Origin of the sequence: Flavobacterium frigidarium DSM 17623, from assembly GCF_000425505.1 — a bacterium.
Classification (GTDB): Bacteria; Bacteroidota; Bacteroidia; order Flavobacteriales; family Flavobacteriaceae; genus Flavobacterium; species Flavobacterium frigidarium.
This window is the reverse complement of the sequence record NZ_AUDO01000001.1, coordinates 387,470-405,809: the sequence shown is the minus strand read 5'-3', so window position 1 is coordinate 405,809 and position 18,340 is coordinate 387,470. Positions and strand designations below refer to the sequence as shown.

Annotated in this window: 30 protein-coding genes; 29 read left to right on the top strand and 1 reads right to left on the bottom strand. The window is 34.3% G+C overall.

Annotation, left to right across the window (positions count from 1 at the left end; all coding sequences use genetic code 11):
- Window positions 1-2: 2 nt before the first annotated feature.
- The 29 genes from rpsS (at window position 3) to ctlX (ending at window position 17,514) form a co-directional block, all read left to right on the top strand.
- Window positions 3-281: a 30S ribosomal protein S19 gene (rpsS, locus tag H603_RS0102005; protein ID WP_007136562.1), complete on the top strand. Its 279-nt coding sequence runs from the start codon at window positions 3-5 to the stop codon at window positions 279-281.
- A 6-nt stretch (window positions 282-287) separates the two neighbouring features.
- Window positions 288-698 carry a 50S ribosomal protein L22 gene (rplV, locus tag H603_RS0102000; protein ID WP_026707013.1) on the top strand — a complete coding sequence of 137 codons (411 nt, stop codon included), beginning with the start codon at window positions 288-290 and terminating at the stop codon, window positions 696-698.
- Between the two features lie 6 nt (window positions 699-704).
- The gene (rpsC, locus tag H603_RS0101995; RefSeq protein WP_026707012.1) at window positions 705-1,454 is read left to right on the top strand and encodes a 30S ribosomal protein S3; all 750 of its coding nucleotides are present in this window, start codon (window positions 705-707) and stop codon (window positions 1,452-1,454) included.
- A gap of 18 nt (window positions 1,455-1,472) precedes the next feature.
- Complete coding sequence (rplP, locus tag H603_RS0101990) at window positions 1,473-1,898, top strand: 50S ribosomal protein L16 (RefSeq protein ID WP_016989325.1); 426 nt, start codon at window positions 1,473-1,475, stop codon at window positions 1,896-1,898.
- Between the two features lie 13 nt (window positions 1,899-1,911).
- Complete coding sequence (gene rpmC / locus H603_RS0101985) at window positions 1,912-2,103, top strand: 50S ribosomal protein L29 (RefSeq protein WP_026707011.1); 192 nt, start codon at window positions 1,912-1,914, stop codon at window positions 2,101-2,103.
- Window positions 2,104-2,120: 17 nt separating this feature from the next.
- Window positions 2,121-2,381: a 30S ribosomal protein S17 gene (gene rpsQ / locus H603_RS0101980; RefSeq protein WP_026707010.1), complete on the top strand. Its 261-nt coding sequence runs from the start codon at window positions 2,121-2,123 to the stop codon at window positions 2,379-2,381.
- A gap of 2 nt (window positions 2,382-2,383) precedes the next feature.
- Window positions 2,384-2,752, top strand: coding sequence for a 50S ribosomal protein L14 (gene rplN, locus H603_RS0101975; protein ID WP_007136556.1), 369 nt, complete (start codon window positions 2,384-2,386; stop codon window positions 2,750-2,752).
- Window positions 2,753-2,763: 11 nt separating this feature from the next.
- Window positions 2,764-3,078, top strand: coding sequence for a 50S ribosomal protein L24 (rplX, locus tag H603_RS0101970; RefSeq protein ID WP_026707009.1), 315 nt, complete (start codon window positions 2,764-2,766; stop codon window positions 3,076-3,078).
- A gap of 2 nt (window positions 3,079-3,080) precedes the next feature.
- On the top strand, window positions 3,081-3,632 hold the full coding sequence (rplE, locus tag H603_RS0101965; RefSeq protein WP_026707008.1) for a 50S ribosomal protein L5: 552 nt from the start codon (window positions 3,081-3,083) through the stop codon (window positions 3,630-3,632).
- Between the two features lie 3 nt (window positions 3,633-3,635).
- Complete coding sequence (gene rpsN / locus H603_RS0101960; RefSeq protein WP_026707007.1) at window positions 3,636-3,905, top strand: 30S ribosomal protein S14; 270 nt, start codon at window positions 3,636-3,638, stop codon at window positions 3,903-3,905.
- A gap of 71 nt (window positions 3,906-3,976) precedes the next feature.
- Window positions 3,977-4,375, top strand: coding sequence for a 30S ribosomal protein S8 (gene rpsH, locus H603_RS0101955; protein ID WP_026707006.1), 399 nt, complete (start codon window positions 3,977-3,979; stop codon window positions 4,373-4,375).
- A 15-nt stretch (window positions 4,376-4,390) separates the two neighbouring features.
- Window positions 4,391-4,933, top strand: coding sequence for a 50S ribosomal protein L6 (gene rplF, locus H603_RS0101950; RefSeq protein WP_026707005.1), 543 nt, complete (start codon window positions 4,391-4,393; stop codon window positions 4,931-4,933).
- 13 nt (window positions 4,934-4,946) lie between these two features.
- Window positions 4,947-5,297 (top strand): 50S ribosomal protein L18, encoded by a 351-nt coding sequence (gene rplR, locus H603_RS0101945; RefSeq protein WP_026707004.1) that lies wholly within the window; start codon window positions 4,947-4,949, stop codon window positions 5,295-5,297.
- A 6-nt stretch (window positions 5,298-5,303) separates the two neighbouring features.
- The gene (gene rpsE, locus H603_RS0101940; RefSeq protein WP_026707003.1) at window positions 5,304-5,828 is read left to right on the top strand and encodes a 30S ribosomal protein S5; all 525 of its coding nucleotides are present in this window, start codon (window positions 5,304-5,306) and stop codon (window positions 5,826-5,828) included.
- A gap of 12 nt (window positions 5,829-5,840) precedes the next feature.
- Entirely contained in the window at window positions 5,841-6,023 is a 183-nt protein-coding gene (gene rpmD / locus H603_RS0101935) for a 50S ribosomal protein L30 (protein WP_026707002.1), read from the top strand.
- An 11-nt stretch (window positions 6,024-6,034) separates the two neighbouring features.
- Window positions 6,035-6,487 carry a 50S ribosomal protein L15 gene (gene rplO, locus H603_RS0101930; RefSeq protein WP_026707001.1) on the top strand — a complete coding sequence of 151 codons (453 nt, stop codon included), beginning with the start codon at window positions 6,035-6,037 and terminating at the stop codon, window positions 6,485-6,487.
- An 11-nt stretch (window positions 6,488-6,498) separates the two neighbouring features.
- On the top strand, window positions 6,499-7,845 hold the full coding sequence (secY, locus tag H603_RS0101925) for a preprotein translocase subunit SecY (RefSeq protein WP_026707000.1): 1,347 nt from the start codon (window positions 6,499-6,501) through the stop codon (window positions 7,843-7,845).
- Between the two features lie 4 nt (window positions 7,846-7,849).
- Window positions 7,850-8,065, top strand: a complete 216-nt coding sequence (gene infA / locus H603_RS0101920) for a translation initiation factor IF-1 (RefSeq protein WP_007136545.1) — start codon at window positions 7,850-7,852, stop codon at window positions 8,063-8,065.
- A gap of 12 nt (window positions 8,066-8,077) precedes the next feature.
- On the top strand, window positions 8,078-8,194 hold the full coding sequence (ykgO, locus tag H603_RS17225) for a type B 50S ribosomal protein L36 (protein ID WP_008992256.1): 117 nt from the start codon (window positions 8,078-8,080) through the stop codon (window positions 8,192-8,194).
- 2 nt (window positions 8,195-8,196) lie between these two features.
- Window positions 8,197-8,571 carry a 30S ribosomal protein S13 gene (gene rpsM, locus H603_RS0101915; RefSeq protein ID WP_026706999.1) on the top strand — a complete coding sequence of 125 codons (375 nt, stop codon included), beginning with the start codon at window positions 8,197-8,199 and terminating at the stop codon, window positions 8,569-8,571.
- Window positions 8,572-8,579: 8 nt separating this feature from the next.
- Complete coding sequence (rpsK, locus tag H603_RS0101910; protein ID WP_024981527.1) at window positions 8,580-8,963, top strand: 30S ribosomal protein S11; 384 nt, start codon at window positions 8,580-8,582, stop codon at window positions 8,961-8,963.
- An 89-nt stretch (window positions 8,964-9,052) separates the two neighbouring features.
- Entirely contained in the window at window positions 9,053-9,658 is a 606-nt protein-coding gene (gene rpsD, locus H603_RS0101905; RefSeq protein ID WP_026706998.1) for a 30S ribosomal protein S4, read from the top strand.
- 21 nt (window positions 9,659-9,679) lie between these two features.
- Entirely contained in the window at window positions 9,680-10,672 is a 993-nt protein-coding gene (locus tag H603_RS0101900; RefSeq protein WP_026706997.1) for a DNA-directed RNA polymerase subunit alpha, read from the top strand.
- Window positions 10,673-10,735: 63 nt separating this feature from the next.
- On the top strand, window positions 10,736-11,224 hold the full coding sequence (rplQ, locus tag H603_RS0101895; protein ID WP_026706996.1) for a 50S ribosomal protein L17: 489 nt from the start codon (window positions 10,736-10,738) through the stop codon (window positions 11,222-11,224).
- 221 nt (window positions 11,225-11,445) lie between these two features.
- A complete protein-coding gene (carA, locus tag H603_RS0101890; protein ID WP_026706995.1) occupies window positions 11,446-12,546 on the top strand; it encodes a glutamine-hydrolyzing carbamoyl-phosphate synthase small subunit in 1,101 nt (366 codons plus the stop codon).
- A 269-nt stretch (window positions 12,547-12,815) separates the two neighbouring features.
- Window positions 12,816-14,108: a phosphopyruvate hydratase gene (gene eno / locus H603_RS0101885; RefSeq protein ID WP_026706994.1), complete on the top strand. Its 1,293-nt coding sequence runs from the start codon at window positions 12,816-12,818 to the stop codon at window positions 14,106-14,108.
- 156 nt (window positions 14,109-14,264) lie between these two features.
- Entirely contained in the window at window positions 14,265-15,536 is a 1,272-nt protein-coding gene (locus H603_RS0101880; RefSeq protein WP_026706993.1) for a citrate synthase, read from the top strand.
- A 75-nt stretch (window positions 15,537-15,611) separates the two neighbouring features.
- On the top strand, window positions 15,612-16,526 hold the full coding sequence (locus tag H603_RS0101875; RefSeq protein WP_026706992.1) for a dimethylarginine dimethylaminohydrolase family protein: 915 nt from the start codon (window positions 15,612-15,614) through the stop codon (window positions 16,524-16,526).
- Window positions 16,527-16,578: 52 nt separating this feature from the next.
- Window positions 16,579-17,514: a citrulline utilization hydrolase CtlX gene (ctlX, locus tag H603_RS0101870; protein ID WP_026706991.1), complete on the top strand. Its 936-nt coding sequence runs from the start codon at window positions 16,579-16,581 to the stop codon at window positions 17,512-17,514.
- Between the two features lie 83 nt (window positions 17,515-17,597).
- On the opposite strand, the gene H603_RS0101865 is transcribed toward ctlX, so the two are convergent.
- On the bottom strand, window positions 17,598-18,227 hold the full coding sequence (locus H603_RS0101865; protein WP_026706990.1) for a MarC family NAAT transporter: 630 nt from the start codon (window positions 18,225-18,227) through the stop codon (window positions 17,598-17,600).
- Window positions 18,228-18,340 lie beyond the last annotated feature (113 nt).

Genomic DNA, 18,340 nt, shown 5'->3' with positions numbered 1-18,340 from the left:
ATATGGCACGTTCATTAAAAAAAGGACCTTTCGTTCATTATAAGTTAGACAAGAAAGTTCAAGAAAATATAGCAGGTGGAAATAAAGGAGTTGTTAAGACATGGTCTAGAGCTTCTATGATTACTCCGGATTTTGTTGGACAAACTATTGCAGTTCATAACGGGCGTCAATTCGTACCGGTTTATGTTACTGAAAACATGGTAGGTCACAAATTAGGAGAATTTTCACCAACTAGATCTTTTAGAGGTCATGCTGGAGCAAAAAATAAAGGTAAAAAATAAGAAGCAATGGGAGTTCGTAAAAGAGAAACAGCAGATGCGAGAAAAGAGGCTAATAAGTCTATTGCTTTCGCGAAATTGAATAACTGCCCTACTTCACCTAGAAAAATGCGCTTAGTAGCGGACTTGGTAAGAGGTCAGAAGGTAGAAAGAGCACTTAACATCTTAAGATTTAGTTCTAAAGAAGCTTCAAGAAAATTAGAAAAGTTAGTTTTATCTGCAATCAACAATTGGGAGCAGAAAAATGCTGATGCTAATTTAGAAGAAGCTGGTTTATTTGTTAAGGAGATCAGAGTAGATGGTGGTATGATGTTAAAAAGACTTCGTCCAGCTCCACAAGGTCGTGCGCACAGAATTAGAAAACGTTCTAATCACGTAACAATCGTGCTTGGATCTATTAATAACACACAAGCAATTTAATACAAGATGGGACAAAAGACAAATCCAATTGGAAATAGACTTGGTATCATCAGAGGATGGGACTCAAACTGGTATGGTGGAAATGATTATGGTGATAAACTTGCCGAAGATCACAAAATCAGAAAGTATATCCATGCTCGTTTATCAAAAGCTAGTGTATCAAAAGTAATCATCGAGAGAACTTTGAAACTTGTAACCGTTACTATCACTACTGCTAGACCTGGTATTATTATCGGAAAAGGTGGTCAAGAGGTAGACAAGTTAAAAGAAGAGCTTAAGAAAATTACTGACAAAGAGGTTCAAATCAACATCTTTGAAATCAAAAGACCTGAACTTGACGCGTATCTAGTTGCTACAAGCATCTGTCGTCAAATCGAAAGCCGTATTTCTTACAGACGTGCAATCAAAATGGCTATTGCTGCTTCTATGCGTATGAACGCTGAGGGTATCAAAGTTTTGATTTCTGGTCGTTTGAATGGTGCTGAGATGGCACGTTCAGAAGGTTTCAAAGAAGGAAGAGTTCCTTTATCAACTTTCAGAGCCGATATTGACTATGCACTAGCTGAGGCGCATACTACTTATGGTAGAATGGGTATCAAAGTGTGGATCATGAAAGGTGAAGTTTACGGAAAGAGAGATCTTTCTCCGCTTGCTGGAATGGACAAGAAACAATCTGGCGGAAAAGGTGGAGATTCTCCTCGTGGGAAATCTAACTTTAATAAAGGTGGAAAACCAGACGCTCGTAAAAGAAAGTAATTTTTAAATTAAAGAAAAATGTTACAGCCTAAAAGAACAAAATACCGTAAGGTACAAAAAGGTAAAATGAAAGGGAACTCTGGAAGAGGGCATGAACTTTCTAATGGAATGTTTGGTATTAAATCTGTACATGAAGATGGAATGTTTTTAACTTCTCGTCAAATTGAGGCAGCTCGTATTGCTGCTACTCGTTTCATGAAAAGAGAGGGACAATTATGGATCAAAATATTTCCAGACAAACCAATTACTAAGAAGCCTCTTGAGGTACGTATGGGTAAAGGTAAAGGTGCAGTTGAGTATTGGGCTGCCGTTGTTAAACCCGGAAGAATTATGTTTGAAGTTGGAGGAGTTCCTTTATCAGTTGCAAAAGAGGCGTTACGTCTTGCGGCTCAAAAGCTTCCAGTAAAAACTAAATTCGTTGTTGCTAGAGATTTCGAAGCATAATCTATATTATATTATGAAACAATCAGAAATAAAAGATCTTTCTGCAGCGGAGTTGCAAGAAAAACTTAGTCAAACTAAGAAGGCATATGCCGACCTAAAAATGGCTCACGCTATTTCTCCAATTGAGAACCCACTTCAAATTAGAGGTGTAAGAAGAACAGTTGCAAGATTAGCTACAGAACTTACAAAAAGAGAGTTACAATAATTGTAATCTGCTGAAAGATGGAAGAAAAAAGAAATTTAAGAAAAGAAAGAGTTGGTGTCGTAACTTCAAACAAAATGGATAAGTCTATTGTTGTTGCACAAGTTACAAAAGTAAAACACCCATTATACGGTAAGTTCGTGTTGAAAACAAAGAAATTTGTAGCGCATGACGAAACAAACGACTGTAACATTGGAGATACTGTAAGAATTAGCGAAACGCGTCCTTTAAGTAAATCGAAATGTTGGAGATTAGTTGAAATCCTAGAAAGAGCTAAATAATTATGGTACAACAAGAATCAAGACTAAAAGTAGCAGATAACACAGGAGCTAAAGAAGTTTTAACTATCCGTGTTTTAGGAGGTACCAAAAGAAGGTATGCCTCTGTTGGTGACAAGATTGTAGTTTCTATCAAAGATACAACTCCTAACGGAAGCGTTAAAAAAGGAGCTGTTTCAACTGCAGTTGTTGTGCGTACCAGAAAAGAAGTGAGAAGAGCTGATGGTTCTTATATCCGTTTCGATGACAATGCTTGTGTTTTATTAAACGCAGCAGGGGAAATGAGAGGAACTCGTGTTTTTGGTCCCGTAGCAAGAGAACTTCGTGAAAAACAATTCATGAAAATTGTATCATTAGCACCAGAAGTGCTTTAATTCGTTTTAAGATGATAAAGCTAAAAATAAAAACAGGTGACATCGTAAGAGTAATTGCTGGAGACCATAAAGGTTCAGAAGGTAAAGTATTACGTGTTGACCGTGAGAAAAACAAAGCTATCGTAGAAGGTGTAAACATGGTTTCTAAACATACGAAGCCAAGTGCAAAAAGCCCTCAAGGTGGAATTGTGAAAAAAGAAGCTTCTATTCAAATATCTAATATCTCTCTAATTGATCCTAAAACAAAGGAAGCAACTAGAACAGGAGTTAGAGTTGAAGGAGATAAGAAAGTAAGATTTTCAAAAAAATCTAATCAAGTACTATAGTAATGGCGTATACACCTAGATTGAAAGAAGAATATAAGAGTAGAGTTATCTCTGCTCTTACAGAAGAGTACGGATACGTAAACGTAATGCAAGTTCCTAAGTTGGAAAAAATCGTTTTAAGCCGTGGAGTTGGAGCAGCAGTTTCTGATAAAAAACTTATTGACTATGCAGTTGATGAGTTGACTAAAATCACTGGACAAAAAGCGGTATCTACTATTTCTAAGAAAGACGTTGCGTCATTCAAATTAAGAAAAGGTATGCCAATTGGAGCTAAAGTAACTTTACGTGGAGAGAGAATGTATGAGTTTTTAGATAGACTTATTACTTCAGCTTTACCACGTGTTAGAGATTTTAGTGGGATTAAAGCTACAGGTTTCGACGGAAGAGGAAATTATAATCTTGGAGTTTTAGAGCAGATCATTTTTCCAGAAATTGACATTGATAAAGTGAACAAAATTTCGGGAATGGATATCACCTTTGTTACTACTGCTCAGACAGATAAGGAAGCAAAGTCGTTGTTAACTGAACTAGGATTACCTTTTAAAAAGAATTAAGTTATGGCTAAAGAATCAATGAAAGCCCGCGAGGTTAAGAGAGAAAAAACGGTAGCGAAATATGCTGAGAAAAGAAAAGCTTTGTTAGAAGCTGGAGATTTCGTAGGTTTGCAAAAGTTACCGAAAAACGCTTCACCTGTTCGTTTGCATAATAGATGTAAATTAACTGGTAGACCAAGAGGGTATATGCGTCAATTCGGTATTTCACGTGTTACATTTCGTGAAATGGCTAATAATGGATTGATACCAGGAGTTAAAAAAGCTAGTTGGTAAAAAATTGAATTTTAATTGGTTAAAGGTTCGCCAGAAAGTCTGGCGAAAACCATAACCGCAAATATATACATATGTATACAGATCCTATTGCAGATTATTTAACTAGGGTTAGAAACGCTGTGGCTGCAAACCACAAAGTTGTCGAAATTCCTGCATCTAATCTAAAAAAAGAAATAACTAAGATCTTATTTGATCAAGGTTATATCTTAAGTTACAAATTTGAAGACAACGCTGTTCAGGGTTCAATCAAAATTGCTTTGAAGTATGATAAAGATACTAAAGAGTCAGTAATTAAAGATATCCAGAGAATTAGTAAACCAGGTTTACGTAAATATTCAAGTTCTTCTTCTATTCCTAGAATCCTTAACGGATTAGGAATTGCTATTGTTTCAACATCTAAAGGTTTGATGACTGGGAAAAAAGCAAAACAACTTAATGTTGGTGGAGAGGTAATTTGTTACGTATACTAATAAAAAGACTATAAGATGTCAAGAATAGGTAAAAGCCCAATTGTAATCCCTGCTGGCGTAACTGTAGAAGTTAAAGACGGTATTATTACAGTAAAAGGAAAAAACGGTCAACTAACTCAGGAGTTTTCGGACGTTACTGTAACTGTTGAAGGTGATCAAGTTCAAGTTGAAAGATCATCTGATCATAAAGACCAAAGAGCAAAGCACGGATTATATAGATCATTGATTAATAATATGATCTTAGGTGTAACTGATGGTTTTACTAAATCATTAGAATTAGTAGGTGTTGGTTATAGAGCTTCAAATCAAGGTCAAAAATTGGATTTAGCTCTTGGATTTTCTCATAATATTGTATTGGATGTTGCTCCAGAAGTGACATTAGAAACTATATCTGAGAAAGGAAAAAACCCAATCGTAAAATTAACATCAATTGATAAACAACTTTTAGGTCAAGTTGCGGCAAAGATTAGAGGTTTCCGTAAGCCTGAACCGTACAAAGGAAAAGGTGTTAAATTTGTGGGTGAAGTATTAAGAAGAAAAGCAGGTAAATCAGCTTAAAAAATAAGAGATTATGTCATTAACAAAACCTGAAAGAAGACAGAGAATTAGATTCAGAATTAGAAAAACAATTAGTGGTACTGCTACTAATCCAAGGCTATCTGTTTTTAGAAGTAACAAAGAAATCTACGCGCAACTTATTGATGACGTAAATGGAGTTACTTTATTGGCTGCTTCTTCAAGAGAAAAGGAAATAGGAAAAGGTACGAACGTAGAGGTTGCTACTGCAGTTGGGAAACTAGTTGCAGAAAAAGCATTAAAAGCTGGGATAGAAGTTGTGACATTCGATAGAGGAGGTTACTTGTATCATGGGCGTATTAAATCATTAGCAGAAGGCGCGAGAGCTGCTGGACTTAAATTCTAATATATTATGTCTAATAAATACAAGAATGTAGAGTTAGTAAAACCAACTGGTCTTGAGTTAAAAGATCGTTTGGTGAGTGTTAATCGTGTTACTAAAGTTACAAAAGGTGGTAGAGCTTTCGGTTTTTCTGCTATTGTAGTTGTAGGTGATGAAAATGGTGTTGTAGGACATGGATTAGGAAAATCTAAAGATGTTTCTGAGGCAATCGCTAAAGCGGTGGAAGATGCTAAGAAAAATTTAGTAAAAATTCCTTTGAATGGACAATCAGTGCCACACGAACAAAAAGGTAAATTTGGTGGTGCACGTGTATTTTTAATTCCTGCCTCTCATGGTACAGGAGTTATTGCTGGTGGAGCTGTTCGTTCAGTTCTTGAGTCAGTAGGTATTCATGATGTATTATCTAAATCTCAAGGATCATCAAATCCTCACAACGTAGTAAAAGCAACTTTTGATGCTTTATTACAAATGAGAAGCGCCTATAGTGTTGCAAAACAAAGAGGAGTTTCTTTAGAAAAAGTTTTTAAAGGTTAATTCAAGGAAATTATGGCTAAATTATTAGTAAAACAAGTTAGAAGTAAAATCAACTGTCCACTTGATCAAAAAAGAGGATTAGAAGCTTTAGGTCTACGTAAAATGGGTCAAGTTGTAGAACATGATTCAAACCCTGCAATCCTTGGGATGATAAACAAAGTTAAACACTTAGTTTCTGTAGAGGAAGCTAAATAACAAATACTGTTATGAATTTAAGTAACTTACAACCAGCTGAAGGGTCAACGCACAATCAAAATAAAAGATTAGGTAGAGGAGAAGGTTCTGGAAAAGGTGGTACTTCTGCAAGAGGTCACAAAGGAGCAAAATCTCGTTCTGGTTATTCTAAAAAGATTGGTTTTGAAGGTGGGCAAATGCCACTTCAAAGACGTGTGCCTAAGTTTGGTTTCACAAACATCAATCGTAAAGATTACGAAGGTGTTAATCTTGATACAATTCAAGCTTTAGTAGATAATGGAATCATTACTGATTCTATTGATATGACAACTTATGTTGCAAATCGTTTAGCTACTAAGAATGAAATCGTAAAGATTTTAGGTAGAGGAGAATTGAAAGCAAAATTAAAAGTAACCGCTCACAAATTTACTGCTACTGCAAAAGCTGCTATTGAAGCTGCTGGAGGAGAAGCTGTAACAATGTAATTTTTCAATTTATGAAGAAATTTATTGAATCAATAAGTAATGTTTGGAAAATCGAAGAACTAAAAAACAGGATTCTAATCACTTTAGGCCTGCTTTTAGTTTATCGTTTTGGAGCACATGTTACGCTTCCGGGAATTGATGCGACACAATTAACAACTTTAGCAGGGCAAACCAAAAGTGGTATCGGCTCTATTTTAGATATGTTTACTGGTGGTGCGTTCTCAAAAGCGTCAGTTTTTGCTCTAGGAATCATGCCTTACATTTCGGCATCTATTGTAGTTCAGTTAATGGGAATTGCTATTCCTTATTTGCAAAAACTTCAAAGTGATGGTGAAAGTGGTAGAAAAAAGATTAATCAGATCACACGTTGGTTAACAATAGGTATTACCTTGTTGCAAGGACCAACTTATATCTATAATCTATATAGAACTTTACCTAGTAGTGCATTTTTATTAGGGTTTAATTCTTTTGAATTCTTATTTTCTTCAGTAATAATCTTGGTCACAGGTACGATTTTTGCTATGTGGTTAGGAGAAAAAATAACTGATAAAGGAATTGGGAATGGTATCTCACTGTTAATTATGGTGGGTATACTTGCAAGATTTCCTCAAGCGTTTATACAAGAGTTTACAACCAGAGTTACAAATAACAATGGAGGGCCAATGTTATTGGTTATCGAAATCATTATTTGGCTATTGGTAATTGCTGCCTGCGTCTTATTGACTATGGCAATTAGAAAAATACCAGTTCAGTACGCACGTCGTACTACATCAGGAGATTATGAACAAGATTTGATGGGTGGTAATAGACAATGGATTCCTTTGAAGCTTAATGCTTCTGGAGTTATGCCTATAATCTTTGCTCAAGCTATCATGTTTATTCCTGCTGCTGTTGCTGGGTTATCAAAATCAGAAGCATCTCAATCAATCGCTGGCGCTTTTAGTAATATGTTTGGTTTCTGGTATAACTTTCTGTTTGCAACATTAATTGTTGTATTTACATTTTTTTATACTGCGATTACTGTTCCTACTAATAAGATGTCAGATGACCTTAAGAGGAGTGGAGGATTTATACCGGGTGTTAGACCAGGTGCAGAGACTTCAGACTTCTTAGATAAAGTGATGTCATTGATAACTTTCCCAGGATCTTTATTTCTTGCTTTAATAGCTGTGTTCCCAGCGATTGTTGTAAGTGTTATGGATGTTCAACAATCTTGGGCAATGTTTTTTGGGGGTACCTCATTAATCATTATGGTTGGTGTTGCAATTGATACAATTCAGCAAATCAATTCATATTTGTTAAACAAACATTATGACGGATTAATGAAAAGTGGAAAAAATAGAAAAGCAGTAGCTTAATTTTATGGCAAAACAATCAGCAATAGAACAAGACGGATCAATAATTGAAGCATTATCAAATGCGATGTTCCGTGTAGAATTAGAGAACGGACATATTGTAATTGCTCATATTTCTGGAAAAATGCGTATGCATTATATCAAATTATTACCTGGTGATAAAGTGAAATTAGAAATGAGCCCTTACGATTTGTCAAAAGCGAGAATTACTTATAGATATTAAAGGATATTCACTATGAAAGTTAGAGCATCAGTAAAAAAGAGAAGTCCCGAGTGCAAAATTGTGCGTAGAAAAGGGAGATTGTACGTTATAAACAAAAAGAATCCTAGATTTAAACAAAGACAAGGATAATTATGGCAAGAATAGCAGGGGTAGATATCCCAAAAAATAAGAGAGGTGTTATTGCACTAACCTATATCTTCGGATTAGGAAGAAGTAGAGCTATTGAGATTTTAGAAAAAGCTCAAGTTAGCCAAGACAAAAAAGTTCAAGATTGGAATGACGATGAAATCGGAGCAATTCGTGAAGTAGTTGGATCTTTTAAAATTGAAGGAGAATTACGTTCTGAAGTTTCTTTAAACATCAAACGTTTAATGGATATTGGTTGTTATAGAGGTATTCGTCATAGAACTGGTCTTCCTTTAAGAGGGCAAAGAACTAAGAACAACTCTAGAACTAGAAAAGGTAAAAGAAAAACTGTTGCGAACAAGAAAAAAGCAACTAAATAATAAGTAATATGGCTAAAGCAACTGCAAAAAAACGTAAAGTTATCGTTGAATCAACGGGAGAAGCTCATATTTCTGCTACCTTCAATAACATCATTATTTCTTTGACAAACAAAAAAGGTGAAGTTATTTCTTGGTCTTCAGCTGGTAAAATGGGCTTTAGAGGTTCTAAAAAGAACACTCCATACGCAGCTCAAATGGCAGCAGAAGATTGTAGTAAAGTAGCTCTTGAAGCTGGACTTAAAAAAGTGAAAGTTTATGTAAAAGGACCAGGAAATGGACGTGAGTCTGCTATTCGTTCTTTACATAATGGTGGAATTGAAGTTACAGAGATTATCGATGTTACTCCAATGCCTCACAACGGATGTCGTCCTCCAAAAAGACGTAGAGTTTAATAATATATTTAAGTATAACTAGGTAGAATATACGATTATCGAAGGATATGACCTGAATTCATAATCTCTACCTTAATTAATTTTTAGAAATGGCAAGATATACTGGTCCAAAAACTAGAATTGCTCGTAAATTTGGCGAAGCAATATTCGGAGATGATAAATCATTCGAAAGAAGAAATTACCCACCTGGACAACACGGGATGGCTAAAAAAAGAGGTAAAAAATCTGAATATGCAATCCAGTTAATGGAAAAGCAAAAAGCTAAATATTCTTATGGAATTTTAGAAAAACAATTCAGAGGTTTATTTAAAAAAGCATCAGCTACTAAAGGTGTTACTGGTGAAGTTCTTTTACAATTATGTGAAGCAAGATTAGATAACGTAGTATTCAGAATGGGTATTGCTCCATCTCGTAGAGGTGCTAGACAACTTGTATCTCACAGACACATCACTGTTAATGGTGATGTTGTAAATATTGCTTCTTACCACCTTAAACCTGGTGACAAAGTTGCTGTTCGTGAAAAATCTAAATCATTAGAGGCTATCGAACGTTCTTTATCTAATTCAAGTCATGTTTATGAATGGATTACTTGGAATAATGACGTTAAAGAAGGTACTTTTGTTACTGTACCAGCTAGACTTCAAATTCCAGAAAACATTAAAGAACAATTAATCGTAGAGTTGTACAACAAATAATAATTGACTTAGTCGAAATTTATGGCAATATTTAATTTTCAGAAGCCCGATAAAGTTATCATGATTGATTCGACTGATTTTGAAGGAAAGTTTGAATTCAGACCTTTAGAACCAGGATACGGATTAACCGTTGGTAATGCACTTAGAAGAGTTTTGCTTTCAGCATTAGAAGGTTATGCAATTACATCTGTCCGCATAGAAGGTGTAGATCATGAGTTTTCTACTATCTCAGGAGTTGTTGAAGATGTTACCGAAATTATCCTTAATCTTAAACAAGTGCGTTTCAAACGTCAAATTGAAGATATCGATAATGAAGCAGTTACTATTTCTGTTTCAGGTAAAGATCAGTTAACAGCTGGTGATTTTCAAAAGTTTATCTCAGGTTTCCAAGTTTTGAATCCAGAACTAGTAATCTGTAATTTAGACAGTAAAATCAAACTGAATTTCGATTTAACTATTGAAAAAGGTAGAGGATATGTTCCTGCTGAAGAGAACAAAAAACAGAATGCTGCGATTGGAACAATTTTTACAGACTCTATTTTTACTCCGGTAAAAAATGTAAAATATGCAATAGAAAACTTCCGTGTAGAGCAAAAAACAGATTACGAAAAATTAGTTTTTGAAATTAAAACTGATGGTTCAATTAATCCAAAGGATGCCCTTACTGAAGCTGCGAAAGTTTTAATTCACCACTTCATGTTGTTCTCTGATGAAAGAATTACACTTGAGGCTGATGAAATTGCACAAACAGAATCTTATGATGAGGAATCATTACACATGAGACAATTGCTTAAAACTAAGCTTGTTGATATGGATTTATCTGTTAGAGCATTAAATTGTTTGAAAGCGGCTGAAGTTGATACACTTGGAGATTTAGTATCTTTCAATAAAAATGACCTGATGAAATTCCGTAATTTTGGTAAAAAATCTTTAACAGAACTTGATGAACTTGTTGCTGTTAAAAATTTAACTTTCGGGATGGACTTAGCGAAATACAAACTAGATAAAGAATAAATTACTTCATATTTTGATCTCCAAAGCGGATAGTATCAAGATGAAAGTATAAAAATACACGTCATGAGACACGGAAAAAAATTCAATCACTTAAGCAGACAGACAGCGCATAGAAAATCTATGTTAGCTAATATGGCTTGTTCTCTTATCGAGCACAAACGTATTAATACTACTGTTGCTAAGGCAAAAGCGCTTAAACAATTTGTTGAGCCTTTAATTACTAAGTCAAAATCTGATACAACGCACAATCGTCGTATTGTTTTTGCTTATTTACGTAGCAAGTATGCTGTAACTGATTTATTCAGAGACGTAGCTGCTAAAGTAGGAGACCGTCCAGGTGGATACACTCGTATCATTAAAGTTGGAAATCGTTTAGGAGATAATGCTGATATGGCAATGATCGAATTAGTTGATTTCAATGAGCTTTACAATGGTGGTAAAAAAGAGGTTAAAAAAGCTAAAAGCCGTCGTGGTGGAAAAGCTAAGAAAGCGGATGAAGCTACTGAAGCTCCAGCTGCTGAAACTGAAACTTCTACAGACGCTGCTGAATAATTATGAAAATAATGATTCAATAATATTTAAGGATAAGCTATTTATAGTTTATCCTTTTTTTTTGCTCTTTTTGATTTTGATTCGTCGAGCATTTATTTAGTTTGTTCATCTTTAATCTGAAGTAAGAATATTGAATATTTAACTTTTTTCTACTATAATATATTTTTATAATTTGCACCTATTCTATTAAAGAATTAAATTTGCAATATATTTAACTACACATGAAATATACAACACGACAAAGTGCTATTCTTTTATTAAGTGATGGTACAATTTTTCACGGAAAATCAATTGGTATAAGCGGAACTACATTTGGTGAAGTTTGTTTTAACACGGGTATGACCGGTTATCAAGAAATCTTTACTGATCCATCTTATTTTGGACAGATTATGGTGACTACAAATCCCCACATAGGGAATTATGGAGTTCACGACGGTGAAGTTGAATCTGGAAGTATGAAAATTGCTGGGCTAGTTTGTAAAAACTTTAGTTTTAATTATTCAAGAGAAGGTGCAAGCGATAGTTTAGAAAATTATTTCATAAAAGAAAATTTAATATGTATTTCTGATGTTGATACTAGAGCGTTAGTAAGCTACATTAGAGAGAACGGAGCGATGAACGCTGTGATTTGTACTGACGGTACTTCGATCGAAGATTTAAAAATAGCATTGTCTAAAGTGCCAGATATGAAAGGTTTAGAGTTAGCTTCTAAAGTATCTACTAAAGAACCTTACTATTACGGAGATGAAAACGCCACATATAAAATTTCAGCTTTGGATTTAGGTATTAAAACAAACATTTTAAGAAATCTAGCTAAACGTGATTGTTACATAAAGGTTTTCCCATTCGATGCGACTTATGAAGACTTAGCTGCTTTTAATCCCAACGGTTATTTTCTTTCAAATGGACCTGGTGACCCTGAACCTTTGCTAGGTGCTATAAAAGTAGCTCAAGACATCATAAACGCTGATAAATCTCTCTTTGGAATCTGTTTAGGACATCAAATTATTGGATTAGCAAATGGGGTGGCTACATATAAAATGTTCAATGGACATAGAGGAATAAATCATCCAGTCAAAAATTTGCTTAGCGGTAAGGGAGAGATCACTTCACAAAATCATGGTTTCAGTGTAAACCGCGAAGAGCTGGAAAAAAACAATAATCTTGAAATTACCCACGTGCATTTAAATGACGGTACTGTAGCGGGAATGAGAATGAAAAATAAGAAATGTTTTTCTGTTCAATATCATCCTGAAGCAAGTCCTGGACCACATGATTCGTCATACCTTTTTGATGAGTTTATAGATAGTTTGAAAAAATAATAAAAATGGAATTGCTTTGTAGTAGAGCAATTCCATTTTTTTGTTGAAATTAGTTATAACGTAAATATTATAAGGAATAATTGCGAAAAATATTTATTTGAATTTGTTAGATAATTAAAGTTATTAAGTATAAATCCTTGCCTAAAGGGTAATAGTTATATTTATTACTAAGAATTATATCGTTTTCGTTAATAACATTCAATTAATTCATATAATCATTACAAAAGATAGAATATATTTGTAATAAAAATTTAAAAATATAAGTAGTTATGAGTATTATTATTAAAATTCACGCAAGACAAATTTTCGATTCAAGAGGAAATCCTACAATAGAAGTAGATGTAATTACTGACAGTGGTGTTCTAGGGAGAGCTGCAGTTCCATCTGGAGCTTCTACTGGAGAACATGAAGCAGTTGAGCTGCGTGATGGAGGAAAAGCTTACTTGGGGAAAGGTGTTCTAAATGCAGTGAAGAATGTTAATACTATCATCGCTGAAGAATTATTAGGTACTTCTGTTTTCGAACAAAACTTGATAGATCAAACAATGATCAATTTAGATGGTACTCCAAATAAATCTAATCTAGGTGCAAATGCTATTTTAGGAGTATCTCTAGCAGTTGCGAAGGCAGCGGCTAATGAGTTAGGTTTGCCATTATATAGATACGTAGGTGGTGTTTCTGCAAATACTCTACCAGTTCCTATGATGAATATCATCAATGGTGGTTCACATTCTGATGCTCCAATTGCGTTTCAAGAATTCATGATTTTTCCAGTAAAAGCGACGTCTTTCACTCATGCAATGCAAATGGGAACTGAGATCTTTCACAGTCTTAAAAAGGTTCTTCATGATAGAGGCTTAAGTACAGCAGTAGGAGATGAAGGTGGTTTTGCGCCTAATTTACCTGGTGGAACTGAGGATGCATTAGATACAATCAAAAAAGCAGTTGAAAATGCTGGATATACTTTTGGGGATGAAATTATGATTGCTTTAGATTGTGCTGCTGCAGAATTTTATGTTAATGGTAAGTACGATTATTCTAAATTTGAAGGGGAAACTGGAAAAGTTCGCTCATCTGCTGAGCAAGTAGATTACTTAGCTGAGTTAGCTGCTAAATATCCTATTATTTCTATCGAAGATGGTATGGACGAAAATGACTGGGATGGATGGAAATTATTAACTGATAAAATTGGAGATAAAGTTCAATTAGTTGGTGATGATTTATTTGTTACTAATGTTACACGTCTATCAACAGGTATCGATAAAGGTATTGCAAACTCAATTTTAATTAAAGTAAATCAAATTGGTACTTTGACTGAGACTATCGCTGCTGTAAATATGGCTAAAAACGCTGGATATACTTCTGTAATGTCACATCGTTCAGGTGAGACTGAAGATAATACAATTGCTGATTTAGCTGTTGCATTGAACTGTGGTCAAATTAAGACTGGTTCTGCTTCTCGTTCAGATCGTATGGCAAAATACAATCAGTTATTAAGAATCGAAGAGGAATTAGGTGATACAGCGTATTTTCCTGGTAAAAATGCTTTTAAAATAAAATAATATTTTTCTAAATATATGTTTAGGAGCCATTCGAATTTTTCGAGTGGCTTTTTTTGTTAAATTTAACAATATCATTGTGATTTTCTCTTTTTAGTTATTGTTTTTATCCTTAGATTTGGTAAATTATTAAATACTAAGATTTATTTCCAAAATATTATGTCAAAAACAGCTATATTAGAAATTGATGGTAAAAAGTACGAGTTTCCTACTGTTAAAGGAGTAGAAAATGAGGAAGCTATCGATATTAACAAATTAAGAGATTTAACAGGTTACATTACTTTAGATCCAGGATATAAAAATTCAGGTTCTTGTACAAGTAAAATTACCTTTTTAGATGGTGAACTTGGAATACTACGTTATAGAGGGTATTCAATCGAAGATCTAGCTGAGAAAGCTGACTTCTTAGAAGTTTCATACTTGCTAATTTTTGGGGAGCTTCCTACTGCAGAGCAGTTAGAACAATTCGAAAATGATATTAGAAAGCATACTTTGGTCAATGAAGAAATGAAAAATATCATTGATGGTTTCCCTAGAACAGCGCACCCAATGGGAGTTTTGGCAGCTTTAACAAGTGCTTTAACTGCTTTTAATCCAAAGTCAGTTAATGTTGATAATGAAAAAGAAATGTACCACGCTGTTTGTAAAACAATGGGTAAATTTTTAGTTATTGCAACTTGGACGTATAGAAAAAGTATGGGTTATCCATTGAATTATTACGATAATACAAAAGGATATGTTGAGAATTTCATGAGATTAATGTTTGAATTACCAACAGAGCCGTACAAAGCGAATCCAGTTGTAATTGAAGCATTAGATAAATTATTTATTTTACACGCTGATCACGAGCAAAATTGTTCAACGTCAACTGTGAGAATGGTTGGTTCTTCTCATGCAGGATTGTTTGCATCTATTTCTTCAGGAGTTTCAGCACTATGGGGTCCACTTCATGGAGGTGCTAATCAAGCTGTACTGGAAATGCTAGAAGAAATTAATAATAACGGTGGTGATACTGAAGCTTATTTAGCGAAAGCAAAAGATAAAAATGATCCGTTCCGTTTGATGGGATTCGGACATAGAGTTTACAAAAACTTTGACCCACGTGCTAAAATTATTAAGAAAGCTGCAAAAGAAGTTTTAGAGACTTTAGGTGTAGAAGATCCTATTTTAGAAATTGCTAAAAAATTAGAAGCAGCAGCTTTAGAAGATGAGTACTTCAAGTCAAGAAACTTATATCCTAACGTTGATTTCTATTCTGGAATTATTTACAGAGCATTAGGAATTCCAACTGATATGTTTACAGTGATGTTTGCAATTGGTCGTTTACCAGGATGGATTGCTCAGTGGAAAGAAATGAGAGAAAATAAAGAACCTATTGGTAGACCAAGACAAATTTACACTGGTTCACCTTTAAGAGAATTTAAAAAATAAGATTACAAAATATCTACAAAAGCCTCACTTTATAGTGGGGCTTTTTTTTACCTTTGTTTAAAATAATAGCACCACATGTTAGATATAAAAGTAAATAATGAAACGGCTAAACTTCATGCTGTGGTTTTAGGTACCGCAGAAAATAATGGTGCAACTCCATTAGCCGAAGAAGCTTATGATCCCAAATCGTTAGAGCATATTCTTGGAAATACTTATCCTGTCGAAAGTGATATGGTCAAAGAGATGGATGCATTTTATACTATTTTAAAAAAATACAATGTAACAGTATACCGTCCAGAATTAATCGAGAATTACAATCAAATTTTTGCTCGTGATATTGGTTTTGTTGTTGACGATATTTTTATTAAAGCAAATATTTTGCCAGATAGAGAGCGTGAGCTTGAGGCTATTCAATACATAATTGATAAGATAGATCCTAAAAAAGTGGTTCGTCCGCCTGAAGAAGTTCATATTGAAGGGGGGGACGTTATGCCATGGAATGACTACATTTTTATAGGGACTTACAAAGGGAGCGATTATAAGGATTATATGACCGCACGCACAAACAAAGAAGGTGTTGCGTTTATTAAAAACCTATTTCCTAATAAAATTGTAAAGGAGTTTGATCTTGTTAAATCCAAATTAGAGGCAAGAGATAATGCATTGCATCTAGATTGTTGTTTCCAGCCCATAGGTGTCAATAAGGGGATTATTTACAAAAGTGGTTTTCGAGAAGAAGCTGACTATATGTTTTTAGTTAACTTATTTGGGAAAGAGAATTTGTTTCATATTACTCGTGACGAAATGTATAATATGAATTCTAATGTATTTTCGATAGATACAAATGTAGTTGTCTCTGAACGCAATTTTACTCGATTAAATAACTGGCTGCGATCTAATGGTTTTATTGTGGAAGAGGTACCGTATGCTGAGATTTCAAAACAAGAAGGTTTGTTGCGTTGTTCCACATTACCACTAATCAGAAAATAGTAAAAAAGTTACTGTACATTTCAATAATAGGGATGACAAAATAGATATAAATATGAAACAAACTACAAATTCGATATTAATGATTCGCCCAGTAGCGTTTCGCATGAATGAGCAAACTGCTGTAAATAATTATTATCAAAAAGTTATAGACGGACTTTTACCAGCAACTGTTAATGCAAAAGCACAACAAGAGTTTGATGATTTTGTAATTAAATTAAGAGCTGTGGGTGTTAAGGTTATAGTGGTAAATGACACTTTAAAGCCTGATACTCCGGATTCAATATTTCCTAATAACTGGGTTTCGTTTCATGAGAATGGTGACGCGGCTATGTATCCCATGTTTGCTGAAAATAGAAGAGCAGAGCGTCGCGAAGAAATTTTGGACCAATTGGAAGAAGAAGGTTTTAAAATAGAAAATATCGTTGACTACACTTCTGCAGAAGAGGACGGTTATTTTCTTGAAGGAACAGGTTCTTTATTATTAGACAGAGCAAATCAAAAAGCATATTGTGCATTGTCACCGCGTGCAGATGAAGAATTGTTTATAGAATTTTGCGAAGATTTTGATTATGCACCAGTTATTTTCGAAGCGTTTCAAACAGTAGATGGAGAACGCAAGTTGATCTATCATACAAACGTAATGATGTGTCTAGGTGAAACTTTTGCTGTCATTTGTTCAGAATGTATTGATGATAAAAAAGAACGCAAAATGGTTCTTGACAACTTGAAAGAGGATGGTAAAGAGATAATTCTTATCACAGAGGCTCAGGTGAATAATTTTGCAGGAAACATGCTGGAAGTTCGCGGAGCTGATAATGCTAGATATTTAATTATGAGCGCTGCTGCACATCAAAGTTTGACCGATAAGCAAATTGCGCAACTTGAAAAGCATGCTATAATACTAAGTTCAAGTTTAGATACTATTGAAGCCTGCGGAGGTGGAAGTGCGCGATGCATGATGGCAGAGATATTTTTGCCTTTAGCGTAAAAAAAATATTCAATTATAATTGTAAATGCCCCAACAGCTGTAGTGCTATTGGGGCATTTCATATTTTTAGGAAGTATAAAATGTTACATAAAATTAGCTTGAACAATGGTAATAATCGAGCTTATAATGTATTGTACACCTATCGCAATAACAATGAAACCTACAATTCTAGAAATAGCTACAATTCCTGATGCACCTAAGATTTTAGCCAAATAATGTGCGCTTCTAAGAACTATAAAAATAGCTACTGCCACCGCTAATATCGCAAATACAGAAACCAAAATATCGGTAAGATTATTGTGTTCATGGTAAAAAGCAATCAGTAAAGATATGGATCCAGGTCCAGCCAGCATGGGTATTGCAAGCGGTGTTAGTGCTATGTCGTTTCTGCGTTGGGCGTCGTTTTCAACTTTTTTATTTACACCTCTCTTCTTTTTAAAATTTCCAGTAAGTAAAGAAAATCCAGAAGTAGCAATGATAATACCTCCCGCAATTCGAAGTGCCTCAATACTTATTCCAAAAAATGTCAAGACATATTCTCCAAAAAAGAATGAAATTATTAAAATAAGAAACACATTAATTGCCGTCCATAAAGAGATTCGTGAACGCTCTTTTTCATCATCATCCATAGTCAAACCCACAAAAATAGGTACTGTGCCAATGGGATTAATTACAGAAAATAAGGCAGCGAATAAGTAGATAAAAAGTTCCATGGTTTTTTGCGCGAAATTAGTTGGTTAGCTTGGTTGCTAATCCTCAATTGAGATTAAGAAAAAGTTATTCTTTGCTTTTAACATTTGTTAATGCTTTACAAGAAAAGAAAGAT